Here is a 13,963-nt window from a genome sequence, read left to right as displayed (position 1 = left end):
GAAGCCAAAATACCTTTAAATGGCACAAAATACCATTGAATACTGAGTTTTATGAATCGACCCTTGGGATGCGGGGGTTTTTAGACAGACTCTATATACTCAAGGATGAATTCAAAGCTGATGAAATATATAAGACAGGTATAGTATTTCTAAATAAACGCGAGGTAAAGAGTCGTAAGGATATCATCGAATTGTTGCCGTCCATTCGCGACAAGGAATACGCAGTAACGGTTAATACGGGAAAAACAGCAATGGATACTATGATGATGAACGCTCACACCAATACAACCGTCAAGACGTACCATTACAGAACAACAATTGGTGAGATTGCCGAATATAATTATTCGCTTGTACATAGAGCCTTACGAAGAATAGACGTTTTCAAATTTAACATTCTTCGAGGATACTTCCCGAATCTGAAGTCATTACGAGAATTTATCACGGACAACGCATATCTCGGTGGCGTTAGATTGCTTATCGAGAATCGTAATGAGACACCCGTGCCAGAAACTTTTTTTGAAGCCTGTATGAAAGTGCTTACAAAAATTGGTGGAGAAATATCGTCTATCAAAGAAACCTATGAAGGTACGACGGACTTTACGGATAAGAAATTCAGCGAGGTGTTCCGCAACAAGACACGCTTTATTACTAACCCGCATGGTGAAAGTGAAGGTATTTCCCAGAATGCTCCTTCGGTCCGTCCAGAATGGAAAATAGATCTCGGATCGGCTGATTGGTTTGTGTTTAATGATAATTTTGGTACCACAGAGGAAAAAGCATTTGTAGCGTACTTTGCTACTTATGTTGACGACTTGAAACGAGAGTACGAAAAGGTATATCTTGTACGCAACGAGCGACAACTTGTTCTTTATTCCTTTGACGGTGGAGAACGTTTTGAGCCTGACTATTTGCTTTTCCTTCGCAAAAGAAAATCCACAGGTTACGAGCAGTACCAAATTTTTGTGGAACCAAAAGGTAATAATTTTATATCACAAGACAAGTGGAAAGAAGATTTTCTATTACAGATTGAGAATCGAGGTATTCCGAAGAAAACCTTTGCCGATGATACAGAATATCATGTTTGGGGCTTTCCATTTTACAATAATCAAGATGAATACGTGAAAATCTTTACTAAATCATTCGAAAGACTTGTTAAATAGTAAATACTAATGTCAAGTTAGAAGAGGATGCCCAGATACCGGAAGAGTTGCTAGTACCCCGGCAGGCAACCTTAACCTGCTTTTTCAAGTTCACAATCTCTTGATTTTATCTCTTAACAAAAAACGGCTTTTCTAGTCCAACGTTGTCTGATGGGGCACTAGATATCATTGAACAAAGGAGTAGGGAAATCCAAAAATTACTAGCGCAGTTACTGATTAGTCAATAGCTAATTGTACCCTTCCCCCCACAGCCCCCACAAAATATGACAGGCAGTTCAGCACTATCGCTGGGCTGCCGTTTTATTTTGCGAAGGGCGGTGTTCCATCATCGAAACCCACAGCGATCCCATCGCTAACAGCGAGTTATCAATCAATCAGATCCACAACATCGACGTCAACATCGGCCTCCAACGTCTCCCCGACAGCAGCATCGACCTCATCATCGCCGACCCGCCATACGGCATCCGGTATCGTAGTAGCAGCCGTCAAAAGAAGTTCACAGCTATCCAAAATGATGACGTGATCTTCGCCGACTGGTTGTCCGACGCCTATCGCGTATTGAAAGACGGCGGCGCTCTTTACTGCTACACTCGGTGGGATGTCTATGGCGAGTGGCATCAGCGTATCGCCCAGTTGTTCACCGTGAAGAACTGCATCATCTGGTCAAAGAACGGTGGGGGAATGGGTGATCTGCGCGGTCAGTACAGCCCGTCCCATGAATTTCTAATCTTCGCTACGAAGGGAAGACACCTTCTTAACGGCAAGCGCATCAGCGACGTGTGGCCAGTAGCCCGTGATGCCAGTGCTCACTATGTGCATCCTACGCAGAAGCCGGTCAAACTCGCGGAAACGATCATCACGAAGTCATCGAAGCCTGGCGATACTGTACTGATTCCCTTCTGTGGGAGCGGAAGTGACTGCGTGGCCGCGAAGCAACTGGGCCGACGGTTCATCGCGTTCGATATTGAACAGCGATATATCGACGCGGCCAATCTGCGGTTGGAAGCGGTTGATGTCGTGGCCAACGCTGCTTAAACCGGCGCTCTGACTTCGCCACCAACGTGTTCTCTCATCTTATATAGCCAATGCTGTTAGTGCCGCCACCTATTCCGTAGCGGTCGAACACGATTGACGGTCAAGTCGTTCCAAATTGGAACGAGTTAATTGATCAACCTTTGAGGAACCCTGTAATCCTCGACGAAAACTGTATTGCCGAAACTATGGTTAGCCGTTATCTACGCCATAGCGGTTTCCCACAGTAGCCTACACGTTCGCCAATGTTGATCGATAATCACCGGTTGGTATCGTTCATTGCCGTTGGGGGACAGCATCGAACGTCGGGGCACACAGCGGCGACCGTGGCCGACCGTTACCTACGCCGTAACAGTTGGCGCGGTTGCTGCTGCAAGAAGCAGTGAATCTCGATCGCGGCGGCGGGGAGCGTTCGCGGCGAAGCTGGGCTGTCGTTTCTTATGTTTCCTAAAAAGAAATAACAGCCAAGGTATGGACAGAACTGGATGTACGGTTCCATCACGGATAGATTTGAGGTTTTAACGCTATGAGTAAAATTTACTCTTACCTATGGGTAACTGTTTACCCACAAACTAAACACAGTGTCTCTAATACAGTGTATCTATAACGTGTCTCTTAACAGTAATAACGTAATAACGTATATATATGCTGGACCACGCTATACTCAATCCTCGGCAAGCTATATAATCAGAAGTAAGCTATCAATATTGAGTTTTCAAAGATCGGGTTGCGGCGCAAAAGTTCACCAGCGGCACCATACACTACCGCCCTGTAATGATACCAACTGTGCATCAAATATGGTATATGGGGTTATTGGCGGAGATTCCTGTAAGTCACTTGGAACAAACGCGACTGAATTACGTGCAAAATTCATCACGCGATCACACAAAGCCTGGACCAACTGCGGTTCAGGCTTTTTCTGTTGATTACATTAATAAGCAGTAGTCAATAATTATTCTCGCTAATATCGTTGGCGGCAGGATTGACTGTTATTGCTGTAAACACTTTGCCTAGCTGTAGTTTCACAGTGAGGCGGTGCCAACTGTGATTACGGCAATAGCTGAAATTACGAGGGTGGCGATGTTTTGACGATACCCTCGGTGGTAGCGTGGTAATGTTGGCAACTGTGGCGGCAGAGCTAACACTGAAGCGGTAATCACAGCGGGGGCGCGGTTATTGCTGTGATAGCGATGGCGACGTTAGGTGGGCTACTAAAAGTAAGGTACCGGCAGCACTGGACCTGCCGTAGCACGTATGGGCACAGCGGTAACGCGATTGTGCTGTGTGGTAACGTGGCGGCGGTGGGGCTGTGTTGATGTGGTGAAAAATCACAAAGGTAGCACGGTGGTGGCGGGGAAAATAGCAGTTGTGATGATATTGCACGTTGGCGCAGTGGTTACAGGGGACACAGTTGTACGGATTTCGCACAATCGAGAAATAAGGAGGAATTACGATGTCTACGAAATCGAAGAAGTACGCGTTGAGCGAGGGTCAGCGCATCGCTGCGGAAATTCTCGCGACCAACGACATCAACAAGGTGCCGATTGCAGAGATCGCGGAGAAGGCAGGTGTATGCACCCGTACGTTATTTCGCTGGAAGCAAGACCCGGATTTCGTCGCCTATAAGAATGAGATCGCCGAGTTAGCGATGTCCGACTTCCTGTCCGAGACCTACGGCTTCCTGCGCGGTATCGCCCGTGCCAGCCAAAGCGAAAAGAACCGCTTGAAGGCGATTGAACTCGTGTTGAAGAATCAGGGCCGGTTGACCGATGTGCAGAAGATTGAAGCAAAGGTCGAGGATAATCGCTCCAACGAGGCTATCGAGGCTGAGATCGACAACCTGAAAAAACTACTTGCCGAGATGTAACCACTGATGCAATCACAGCGTCTTTCATTGCAATAGTTGCTGGGCAGAGGTAAGCTGTGACCCACGAACCGCAATGGTTCAGCGGAACATCCGGCTTATTACTCAGCGTCTGTTGTGAGGAGAGGACGATCATGATTGTAGCATTCATTGAAGAACTCCAGCGGCAAGGCAAAAGCCTCATCACCGTGCGCTCGTATCAGGACAGTTGGGCCAGGTTCTCACGTTGGTTCGAGAACGAGCACCCCCGCCCCACCCCCACCGGGGGGGTACCGACCCCGCAGCAAGCCACACAACTGGACATAGCAAATTTCAAAAGGTTTGCCTCCAGTAATTTCAAGCCCAACACCGTCGCCCTCACGATGACCCACATGAACGCGATCTTCCGTTGGCTCACTGAAAATGCTGTAATCCCCGACAATCCCGTTGACCTCGTCGACCGCATCACCGTCCCACAATCTGCGCCAAAGTGGCTCAACCGCAATGAACAGAACTTGCTGGTTCGCATTGTTCGCCAGCACGGTGGCCTCCGCGACCTCACGATGGTCACGCTGATGCTACACACCGGGGTTCGCGTGCAGGAGCTTTGCGATATCCGGTTGGCCGACGTAAAAATCAGCGACCGCAAGGGCATACTCGTGATTCCCAACGGCAAGCACGGCAAATATCGCGAGATCCCGCTGAACGTGGATTGCCGTCGAATCCTTCAGCGATATCTGCAAACACGGCATAGCAACAGCGAATATCTGTTCACCTCGCAGCGCAGCGACCAACTTAGCCCACGAGCCGTATCGTTCCTCATCGCCAAATACAGCAAAATCAGTGGCATCGATCATCTGACTTGCCATACGCTGCGCCACAGCTTTGGTCATGAGTTGGCCGTTCGCAAAGTACCGATGGATGTGATCGCCCGGTTGATGGGGCACATGAAAAACAATGGTTTGCCGAATATCGCCATGACCAGCCGATACACGATGCCGGGGGAAGAAGATCTGGCGAGAGCGGTTGAGGAATTATCGTGGGTGTGACGGGTAATCGATTAAATCGAACCCCTATATGTGTTGAATGTGAGACAAGCGTTAATCGCACGGTTGCCCCTGTGTGGCGACACGTTGGCGCACATTGCGAGGTAATCCCTGAGGTGGGGCCATTATGGCAAAGGAGGGGACGCATTGAACGTGTGGCCACGTGTGCAATTGGTGGGTACCTTTGCCACTCATTTGAAATGAGGGTCAAATAAGTCCACCTTTTACCATCAGCAAATTGCGGATTTAAAAATGACACAACAACATCGATATCGGATGCTTCCTTGGAGGCGTCTTTTTCTATTTTAAACGGAGGTGTGAACTATCGATATTCTCAACGTTGAACAGCGAAAGCCCCGCATGGAACTGTTGGAATCCCGTACAAAGCTGCTGGATGATGTTCGTGAAAAACAGGAATTAACGATTCCACAACGCGAGATGTACGTCTCTGACCTGAAAGAATTGTACCGGCTGCGGCGGATTGACCGGTCGGAATTTGATGTGCTGTACTTCATGTACGAGTATTTTTCCGACGATAAAAACCCCGAAAATGAACAAAATCTGATTCCCGCTGGAACCAGCATTGATGACGCACCGCGATTCCATAAGGAACTGTGCGATCTGCTGCGCATCGTGTCCGTTGCGAATCCTACGGCCCGAATTGCTTGGGCCGCGCCACGGGGCCACGCCAAATCGGCCTACCTGTCCAACGGCTTTCCGCTGCATGAGATCGTGTTCGACAAGCGGAAGTACATCCTGATCATTTCCGAAACCGATTCCATGGCGAAAAAGTTCATCGAGTGGATCTCGCTGCAACTCAAGTTCAACAAGAAACTGCGTGAGGATTATGGCGAACTACTGTCTGACCGCAAAGCATTGAACGAGAAGGACAATCAAGAGGCGTTTTTGACGAAGTCCGGTGTTCTGGTGGAAGCAGCATCGATGGGCAAGCAACTACGTGGTAAACGTAACGGCTCCCATCGACCGGACCTCGTTATTATGGATGACTTGGAATCAGCGCGAAATACCAACACGCCGGAACTCCGCGATAAAAACCAGCATTGGTTCAACTCCGTGGTGATGTCGATCGGTGACCCGTCGCGAACCGCTTTTATCTACATGGGCACGATTGTGAACGCCAGAGGGCTACTGCCGTCGGTATTACAGCGGTCAGACTTTGAATCACGCACCTACTCCGCCATCGTATCGCCGCCAGAACGGGGCGATCTGTGGGAGCAGTTTGAGACGTTTTGCCGCAATCCCGAAAGCGAAACCCGGCTGGATGATGCGCTGGCCCATTATGAGGCTAACCGTGAAGAGATGGACGCTGGCGTTGAGGTCTTGTGGCCAGGGCGCTTTTCCTATGCCCGTTTAATGATTGAGAAGGTCAACATCGGCTCTCGGGCGTTCGGCTCTGAGTACTTAAACAATCCGATTGATGAGGAAACACAGATTTTCAAACCATCGATGTTCACTTTCTTCGATTATCCCGAACTGCGCGACAAGATGGGGCGCCCGATTCCGCTGGACTATTACGGGGCGTGGGATATCGCGATGGGCAAGAACGATCGCTCCGACTACAACGCCATCGTAGTGATTGGCAGAGACCGGCGCACTGGTATCCTGTATGTCGTGGAAACATGGGCGCGAAAATGCCCCGCTCATGAAGCACTGAACGAGGTCATGCGAAAGATGGCCAACTATCGGCCACGGATCTTCGCGATTGAGTCGGTGCAGGCCCAGTTCGATTTGTTCCGGCAAGCCAGAGAGCGCATGGCTCTACAAGGGATTTATCTGACGAAGTTAAAGCCGGTGATCAGCAAAACCAAGAAGGAAGAACGGATTGAATCGCTGGAACCGGTGATCGAACAAGGTGTGCTTCGGTTCATGAAACATCAGCGCATCCTGTTGGAACAGTTGGAGCAATTTCCGAACCACGACCATGACGATCTGCCGGATGCATTACAGATGGCCGTCGAACTTTGCGGAGGTGGGCGGCGTCGCGTATTTCATCAAAAGCCTGCGGGATTGTAAGTAAGATCGCTACCCCTCTGTGTGGGTGTATGGGCGAAGTAATGAAAGGGGGCACGGTGGATGTTTGCGATTGGCGACTACTACCCGCTACCGGAACATCGTGAGCGCATCCGGAAATATCGCGATAACAAGAAGCTATTTTTAGGCAAGCACTACGACGTATTTCAGCGGATTCAAAATAAACTATCGCGGCGGCAAAGCGAACTGCTCTATATCTCCACAAACCTTCCCGGCGTGATTTGTAAGAAATCGGCCGATTTTTTATTTGGGGAACAACCGGTATTCTCGGCAGGGAAGAGTGATCAATCCACTGAGCAGGCTGCGTTGGATCGCTTCGTTGAGGAAAACGATCTTCATATCCTGAACTATGAAAGTGCACTGTCCAACGCTTATCGAGGCGACTCATTTTATAAGATCCGCTACGGGCAGGCGTATGCTGGAGTTCTGAGTAAAGACATCGACCCCTATCGCGTGATGATTGAAGCGCAGAATCCGGAGTATGTGTTCCCGGAAACGGCTGTCGGTGATGCCAACCGCATCATCGCGTTTCATATTGGCTACCCTGTGGCATTTAATCGCGGCAACGGCGACGAGTGGCGGCTTCATGTGGAGAGCCACTATCCGGGGCGGATTATCTACGCCAAATACAAACTCGAACCGATCCTTATCACCGTTGACAACGAGATTGGCGAGTGGCGCATCGCCGGGGAGATTGCGGGGGAGCGTCAGGAAGTTCAGACGGGCGTGCCGTTCCCGTTGGTCGTTCATGTACCCAACTATGCCACCGACGATCACTGGGAAGGAATCGATGATCTCAGCGAAAACAAGCCGCTGTTCGATGAAATCAATCACCGGATTTCGCAGATTGCCTCGATTCTCGATAAGCACGCGGACCCGGCGATGGCGGTACCGGCGGGTACGTTGGGTGAAGATGCCGAGGGCAATCCGATTTTCCGCGTTGGCGTCGACAAAGTATTTGAGGTGATGGGGAAGGACGAAGTGATCCCGCAGTATATCACCTGGGATGGGCAGTTGCAGGCCGCGTTCACGGAACTTGAGCATCTGGTAAAACTGCTGCTCATTAACGCGGAAATCCCTGAAATTGCGCTGGGCTCAGGTGATGTAGGAACCAGCGGGGCGTCGGGGCTGGCGATCAAATGGCGATTGAACTCCATCTTGGCGAAGATTAACCGCAAACGCCAATATTACAACAAAGCGTTGAAGCGAGTGCTCCTGATCGCACAACTGCTCGAAGTCGCCTGTAAAGGACCGCAGGATTACGAAGTTACCGTTCCCAAAGTGAAGTTCAAAGACGGCTTGCCGGATGATGAAACCGAGATGGCCAACATCATGAGTATTCGTACCGGCGGTAAAGCGACGATCTCGCAGAAATCGGCATTGATGTGGCTGGATGATCTGACGGAAGAACAGGCCGATGCGGAGTTGCAGCGGATTCAAGATGAAGAAGCGGTGACTGATCCTTCCGCGTTCCAACAGCCCATGACCGGCGGAGGCGGTGATAACTGATGGCACCGCTTCCTACGCCAACATACGAGCGAGACGTTAACCGGTTGGTCCAGTATTACAAGACTGCATTCACACAGATTGCCGATCGGCTGAAAGTCATCCCGGCATCACGGGGGCTGGAGAAAGTGCAGGCCGAATCTTTGCTCACGCAGACGATGTTCATTCTACAAGAACTAGACGCTTCCACGAAAAGCTGGTGTGATGACGTGATTCATCGCGCCTTTGCTGACGGTCAAAATCGAGTGCTTCAAGCGGTGGGCAACGCCACCACGCTGGCGGATGCGGCAGGAACATCGGATTTCCTGCTGGCGAGGGAGCGTGTTGAAGCATTGATCAACGACACCTACTCCGACCTGCTGATGGCTACACAAAACACCGAGCGAAAGATTAAGCAGCTTGTAAAAAATACCGTGGGCGAGACGATGAGGACGAAGGCACTGCAGCAGTTGGGCCGTCGATCCATGCGAAATGCAGTGGTTGCCGAACTCACGCAGAAAGGACTGTCGGCCCGGTTGGACGGCGAAGCATGGGTGGGGATTGTTGATCGTGCCGGTCGGCGCTGGAACCTATCAACCTATGCGGAGATGGTCGTGCGGACGAAGCTTATGCAGGCCCATATTGAGGGAACTCGTGTGGAGGGGATGCAACGGGGCGTTGATTTGGCTGTTGTGTCATCCCATAACGCGAAGGACGCCTGCCGGTCATATGAGGGCATGATTATCTCGCTCAACGGGCTGACGGCGGGTTATCGCACCTATGACCAACTTCGAGCAATTGGCAACATCTTTCACCCCAACTGCCAGCACCACGTTAGCCCGGTTCGTGATGTGGCGTTATTGCCGCAATCGGTGCGGGAGAAGCATGAACAGGCGATGAAAGCGCAGCGTTAGACTTCGACCCATAGCGTTAGGTCGTTAAACTGGCCGCTAAAACATAACCCCACGCGGACGCGACCGCGACACCAAGCGTAGGGCAAGGAGGACTTATTTTGGTAGATGAAACTACGGTTAAAGAAACGCAACCTACCGCTACAGAGACCCCGAAGGAACCCACGAAAGCGCCTGAACATCAGATTCCTAAAGCCCGATTTGACGAAGTCAACGCCAAGTACAAAGAAGCGCAGACCCAACTGGAGCAACTGCTTTCCGAGCGCGAAGCCCAGGCTAAGACAGCGAAAGAACAGCAAGGCAAGTTTGAAGAACTGTACAAGTCCACTGCCGATGAACTCACAAGGGCCAAGGACGGCCACAAGACATCGACGGCGAGGGTACAGCAGTTGGAATCGGTCATTCAAGGTCTTCTCAACGTAAAACTCGAAGGCATTCCCAAAGAATTTCACGACCTCGTTCCCGCCAATCTCCCGCCGGAAGCCCAGTTGGAATGGCTGGCGTCGGCAGAGAAAAAAGGACTGTTCGGTCATCTACGCCAAGAACAGCCCGTCGGTCAAGCGACGAATCCCGCCAAAGCGCAGACGGTAGATCTGGACCAGCTTACCCCGCTACAACTGTTGAAAATCGGATATTCCCAACGAGCGTAATCCGGGTGATTGCGCTTTTTTTATGCTCAAAAACAGGAGGTAAAAGACATTGGCACTTACGTTAACTGAAGCCGCCAAGTTATCGACCGATACCTTGCAACGCGGCGTCATCAGCATGTTCGCACGGACATCGCCGATTCTCGAAGCATTACCGTTCATGGAAATCGCGGGGAACTCCTACAAGTACAATCAGGAGCAGACACTTCCAGGCATCGCCTTTCGTTCCGTCAACGAAGCGTATGTGGAATCGGCTGGCGTAGTCAACCAACTTGCCGAAGGTTTGTATATCCTCGGGGGCGATGTGGACGTTGATAAATTCCTTGTGCAAACGAGGGGAAATATCCAAGACATCCGGTCCACACATACCAACATGAAAGCCAAGGCGTTATCGCTGGAGTTTACACGTGCCTTTTTCAAGGGCGATGCCGCGAATCCCGGTCAATTCGACGGACTGCAGAAGCGCCTCGGCAGCAATCAACTGATCGACGGTAAGGATGAGGTACTGTCGTTACCGAAGATTGACGAACTGATCGACGCCGTCGAAGGTGAGCCGGACGTGCTGTTCTGCTCGAAAGCGATGCGGCGTGAACTCAAACTCGTCTTGCAGAACTCCAATCACTATATTGAATCGGGTGAAGACTCCTTTGGTCGGCCCGTGTACACCTACGCAGGCATCCCGATCCGTGTGATTGAAACGGACGGTTCCGGTGCGGAGATCCTTGGCTTTAACGAACTGGCCAAAGCGGGTGGCACAAGCGATACTGGTTCCATTTACGCAGTGAAGTTTGGCGCGGAGCAGTACGTGGCTGGCCTGCGAAACGGCGACGTGTCGGTGCGTGACCTTGGCGAAATCGACAGTAAGCCGGTGTTTCGTACGCGGATTGAGTTTTACTGCGGCATGGCAGTGTTTCATCCACGGGCGGCTGCGCGGCTTCGCTATATCAAGAAGGGTGTGGTTCCGAAGAATCCGTAATCGTGAGGCGTGGTAGAGCAATCTGCCACGTCTATTTCTTTATAAGGAGGACACAGCGTTGGCAAAGTATATCATCAAAACGCCCAGCCCGATTTATAACGGCGTGACCGAGGGCGTACTGTTTGCAAACGGCGAGGCCATTGTGGAAGACGGGCGAACCAAGGATTTGCTGGTTTATGACTACGGCTATGAAGCCACAGAAATCAAAGAAGCGGAAGATAAAAAGCCTAAAACGGCGGTGAAGTAGGTGACAGATGGTGGATTTAATCACAGCCAACGCCTATTTCACCGAACACGTCCTCCATAACGAAGAGTGGTTTACTGCGGACGATCCGACCCGACAGCGGGCACTCAACGGGGCCGCGAAGCAACTCTATCGGCTGTTTCGGGGCTACGCGCCGGATATAAAGCCACTTCCTGACGAGGCTGTATTTGAGCAGGCCTTGTGGCTCCTTCGCATGGATGAGACCATCCGGAAATCCCAGCAAGGTGTGAAGTCTGTTTCCGTCAGTGGACTTGGGATGACGATGGAGCGGGTGGGCACGATCGCGCCTGAAGTGATCGCTATCCTTGGTCGCCGTGTGGGGAGGTATGCCGATTGATTCCACTCAAGCAGACCGTGGCAATTCATCGAGGGGGCACACTTGATGATTGGGGCGTTCCCAGCGATGGAGTTTCTACAACGTTATCCTGTCGCATTGATGAAAAAACACAGTTAGTTAAGGACGCCAACGGTAAAGAAGTGGTTTCCAGCGCAGTGATTTTGCTAAAAGGGCAAGTGGCGGTTACTTTCGCTGATCGCCTTGAATGGACCGATGAAACCGGTAATCAATACTGCCGCACACCGCTGGCTGTCGCTATGATCCGCGACTTTGGCGGCAAACCAATCTTCACAAAGGTGGCGGTCTAATGGCTCGGATGACGGTGGATGCCAAGGCGGTGCTTTGTAAGTTGGAGGCCGCGAAACAAGCTGTTCAGCGCGATGTAGTCGAAGCGGTCAATGACTGTGCAGACGATCTTATCCGGGTTTCATCGGAGATTGCACCGCATGATAAGGGGATTCTTGAAAAATCTCATGCTCGGGAAGTAGCCCCCAAAGGTGATCAGGTAACGGCCACCATCGCCTACTCCGTCAATGAAGGCGAGTTTAACTATGCTATGGCGATGCACGAACGGGAATACAACCTTGGCCCCGGTTCTAGCGCAAAACCCGGCACCGAGGGGATGTCCGGTACGCATTATTCCGTGGGCAACAAGTACCTGACCCGACCGCTGGAGGGCGAAGCCAAGGTCTATCGTGAGCATATCACCCAAATTCTCCGCAATGCGATCAAGAGAGAATGTGATTAGATGAAGATTCTGGATGTAATCGCTGTAATTCGTGAGCAGATTCCCGACACGTATTACGCCAATACGTTCCCCACGACGGCTCCCGATGACTGTGCGATCGTCACGATTTACGGCGGCAGTGCCCCGACCGGCACGCTTCGAAAGCCAACTGTGCAAGTGTTGATCCGCACCAAGCATCCAGCGATTGGGGAGCAGCGAGCTTTGGCGTTGTACGAAGCCTTTCACCTGAATCGTGGTTTCCTGATTGGCCCCGATACCGTGATCCTTTGCAGCGCCCAGCAATCGTCGCCCCTGTACGCGGGGACGGATGAGAACGGGCGCTCTTTTTATTCCGTGAATTTCTCAATCTTACTGGAGGTGGCGTAATTGACGAAGTTAGCAGGCGTCGATGTACTCCTGTATGTAAAAACGGGCGGGACGGACGCATCGCCGACCTATACCGTCCTCGGTGGACAGAGTGGGGCCACGTTGAACCGGACGACGCACGTCGTTGATGTAACGTCCAAAGATGCGAACGGATGGGCCGAGAACGTGGCCGGGGTAAACTCATGGACGCTGGAATGCAACGGCTTCTTGATTGCCGACGATGCCGCGATCACCTTCTTGGAGCAAGCATGGATTGGTCGTCAGCAGGTGAAAGCGGAAATTCGCTTCCCTTCGGGCCGCAAATATGACGGCAACTGCATCATCTCAGACTTTCCCTACGAGTTTCCGCAGGATGGCGCAGCCACGTTCAAGCTGTCGTTAACCGGCACGGGAGCGCTTACTACCGTAACAGGTTCGTAATCGATAAGGAAGGATGAATCGAATGGCAAACAAGCATAAAGCCCTCGTGGAGATCGTGTTAGACAAACCTCGAACACTGCGCTACGACCTTAACGCCCTGGCGGAGATGGAGGCGAAGCTCGGTGTTTCGCTTCAAGAACTTGATCAACTAACGATGGGAGTAAAGCAGTTGCGAACGTTTTTATGGGCCGGGTTAATTCACGAAGATCCTACACTGACCGAGCATGAAGTGGGCGGTTGGGTTGATATGGACACACTCAGCATGGTGAACGAAAAAATCACCGAAGCATTCCAGTTGGCCACCGGAAAAAACTAATCAGTGACCCCGAAGAAAAGCCGGAATCCATGGAGTTCTGGCCGCAGATCAAAATGATCGCCTTCGGGGTCCTTTCGCTTCGTCCCCACGAGATGTGGGCTATCACGCTAACCGAACTCATCGAAATGGCTGATGCTTACGGCAAGGAAACGGTCAGACGGATGGAGAGCGAGTACCATCGCACGGCATGGTTATCCGCGAATTTGATGAACACGATGGGCACGCTCAAACGGCCGGTAACGGTAGACATGCTGCTTGGTCGTGAAAAAGACGATAGCGAGATCCAAACATCGGAGGATCGCAAGCAAGCGTTCCAAGAACTGCTTGAAAAATTCAACGGCGAAGCAGGGAGGGGGTGA

General features: G+C 51.3%; 16 protein-coding genes and 1 pseudogene. All 17 read left to right on the top strand.

Going from position 1 to position 13,963, the window contains the following annotated elements; all coding sequences use genetic code 11:
• Positions 1–1,160: pseudogene (locus EDD73_RS14950) on the top strand (DEAD/DEAH box helicase family protein); the annotation flags it as partial.
• Positions 1,161–1,484: 324 nt separating this feature from the next.
• Complete coding sequence (locus EDD73_RS12485) at positions 1,485–2,195, top strand: DNA methyltransferase (RefSeq protein WP_131920473.1); 711 nt, start codon at positions 1,485–1,487, stop codon at positions 2,193–2,195.
• Positions 2,196–3,645: 1,450 nt separating this feature from the next.
• The gene (locus tag EDD73_RS12480; protein ID WP_131920471.1) at positions 3,646–4,059 is read left to right on the top strand and encodes a phBC6A51 family helix-turn-helix protein; all 414 of its coding nucleotides are present in this window, start codon (positions 3,646–3,648) and stop codon (positions 4,057–4,059) included.
• 131 nt (positions 4,060–4,190) lie between these two features.
• Positions 4,191–5,084 carry a tyrosine-type recombinase/integrase gene (locus EDD73_RS12475; protein ID WP_131920469.1) on the top strand — a complete coding sequence of 298 codons (894 nt, stop codon included), beginning with the start codon at positions 4,191–4,193 and terminating at the stop codon, positions 5,082–5,084.
• A gap of 357 nt (positions 5,085–5,441) precedes the next feature.
• On the top strand, positions 5,442–7,115 hold the full coding sequence (terL, locus tag EDD73_RS12470; protein WP_243116919.1) for a phage terminase large subunit: 1,674 nt from the start codon (positions 5,442–5,444) through the stop codon (positions 7,113–7,115).
• Between the two features lie 60 nt (positions 7,116–7,175).
• Complete coding sequence (locus tag EDD73_RS12465) at positions 7,176–8,642, top strand: phage portal protein (RefSeq protein WP_131920467.1); 1,467 nt, start codon at positions 7,176–7,178, stop codon at positions 8,640–8,642.
• Entirely contained in the window at positions 8,642–9,532 is an 891-nt protein-coding gene (locus EDD73_RS12460) for a phage minor capsid protein (protein ID WP_131920465.1), read from the top strand. Before EDD73_RS12465 ends, EDD73_RS12460 begins: the two co-directional genes overlap by 1 nt.
• A gap of 98 nt (positions 9,533–9,630) precedes the next feature.
• Positions 9,631–10,179 carry a hypothetical protein gene (locus EDD73_RS12455; protein ID WP_131920463.1) on the top strand — a complete coding sequence of 183 codons (549 nt, stop codon included), beginning with the start codon at positions 9,631–9,633 and terminating at the stop codon, positions 10,177–10,179.
• Positions 10,180–10,228: 49 nt separating this feature from the next.
• Positions 10,229–11,152, top strand: a complete 924-nt coding sequence (locus tag EDD73_RS12450; RefSeq protein ID WP_131920461.1) for a major capsid protein — start codon at positions 10,229–10,231, stop codon at positions 11,150–11,152.
• Positions 11,153–11,210: 58 nt separating this feature from the next.
• Complete coding sequence (locus tag EDD73_RS12445) at positions 11,211–11,399, top strand: hypothetical protein (protein ID WP_131920458.1); 189 nt, start codon at positions 11,211–11,213, stop codon at positions 11,397–11,399.
• Positions 11,400–11,409: 10 nt separating this feature from the next.
• Complete coding sequence (locus EDD73_RS12440; protein WP_131920456.1) at positions 11,410–11,754, top strand: hypothetical protein; 345 nt, start codon at positions 11,410–11,412, stop codon at positions 11,752–11,754.
• On the top strand, positions 11,751–12,062 hold the full coding sequence (locus tag EDD73_RS12435; RefSeq protein WP_131920454.1) for a hypothetical protein: 312 nt from the start codon (positions 11,751–11,753) through the stop codon (positions 12,060–12,062). The genes EDD73_RS12440 and EDD73_RS12435 overlap by 4 nt, the downstream gene beginning before the upstream one ends.
• Positions 12,062–12,502 (top strand): hypothetical protein, encoded by a 441-nt coding sequence (locus EDD73_RS12430; RefSeq protein WP_131920451.1) that lies wholly within the window; start codon positions 12,062–12,064, stop codon positions 12,500–12,502. Before EDD73_RS12435 ends, EDD73_RS12430 begins: the two co-directional genes overlap by 1 nt.
• Positions 12,503–12,868 carry a minor capsid protein gene (locus EDD73_RS12425; protein ID WP_131920449.1) on the top strand — a complete coding sequence of 122 codons (366 nt, stop codon included), beginning with the start codon at positions 12,503–12,505 and terminating at the stop codon, positions 12,866–12,868.
• Positions 12,869–13,288: a phage tail tube protein gene (locus EDD73_RS12420; protein WP_131920447.1), complete on the top strand. Its 420-nt coding sequence runs from the start codon at positions 12,869–12,871 to the stop codon at positions 13,286–13,288.
• A gap of 22 nt (positions 13,289–13,310) precedes the next feature.
• A complete protein-coding gene (locus EDD73_RS12415) occupies positions 13,311–13,604 on the top strand; it encodes a hypothetical protein (protein ID WP_131920445.1) in 294 nt (97 codons plus the stop codon).
• Between the two features lie 29 nt (positions 13,605–13,633).
• Positions 13,634–13,963 (top strand): phage tail assembly chaperone, encoded by a 330-nt coding sequence (locus EDD73_RS12410; RefSeq protein WP_131920442.1) that lies wholly within the window; start codon positions 13,634–13,636, stop codon positions 13,961–13,963.

Source organism: Heliophilum fasciatum (assembly GCF_004341395.1).
Classification (GTDB): Bacteria; Bacillota; Desulfitobacteriia; order Heliobacteriales; family Heliobacteriaceae; genus Heliophilum; species Heliophilum fasciatum.
This window is presented reverse-complemented; position numbering and strand designations above follow the sequence as displayed.

Coding starts and splice junctions, on each gene's coding strand:
- EDD73_RS12480 (WP_131920471.1), top strand. CDS start 3,646: ATGTCTACGAAATCGAAGAAGTACGCGTTGAGCGAGGGTCAGCGCATC.
- EDD73_RS12475 (WP_131920469.1), top strand. CDS start 4,191: ATGATTGTAGCATTCATTGAAGAACTCCAGCGGCAAGGCAAAAGCCTC.
- terL (WP_243116919.1), top strand. CDS start 5,442: ATGGAACTGTTGGAATCCCGTACAAAGCTGCTGGATGATGTTCGTGAA.
- EDD73_RS12465 (WP_131920467.1), top strand. CDS start 7,176: ATGTTTGCGATTGGCGACTACTACCCGCTACCGGAACATCGTGAGCGC.
- EDD73_RS12460 (WP_131920465.1), top strand. CDS start 8,642: ATGGCACCGCTTCCTACGCCAACATACGAGCGAGACGTTAACCGGTTG.
- EDD73_RS12430 (WP_131920451.1), top strand. CDS start 12,062: ATGGCTCGGATGACGGTGGATGCCAAGGCGGTGCTTTGTAAGTTGGAG.
- EDD73_RS12425 (WP_131920449.1), top strand. CDS start 12,503: ATGAAGATTCTGGATGTAATCGCTGTAATTCGTGAGCAGATTCCCGAC.
- EDD73_RS12415 (WP_131920445.1), top strand. CDS start 13,311: ATGGCAAACAAGCATAAAGCCCTCGTGGAGATCGTGTTAGACAAACCT.
- EDD73_RS12410 (WP_131920442.1), top strand. CDS start 13,634: ATGGAGTTCTGGCCGCAGATCAAAATGATCGCCTTCGGGGTCCTTTCG.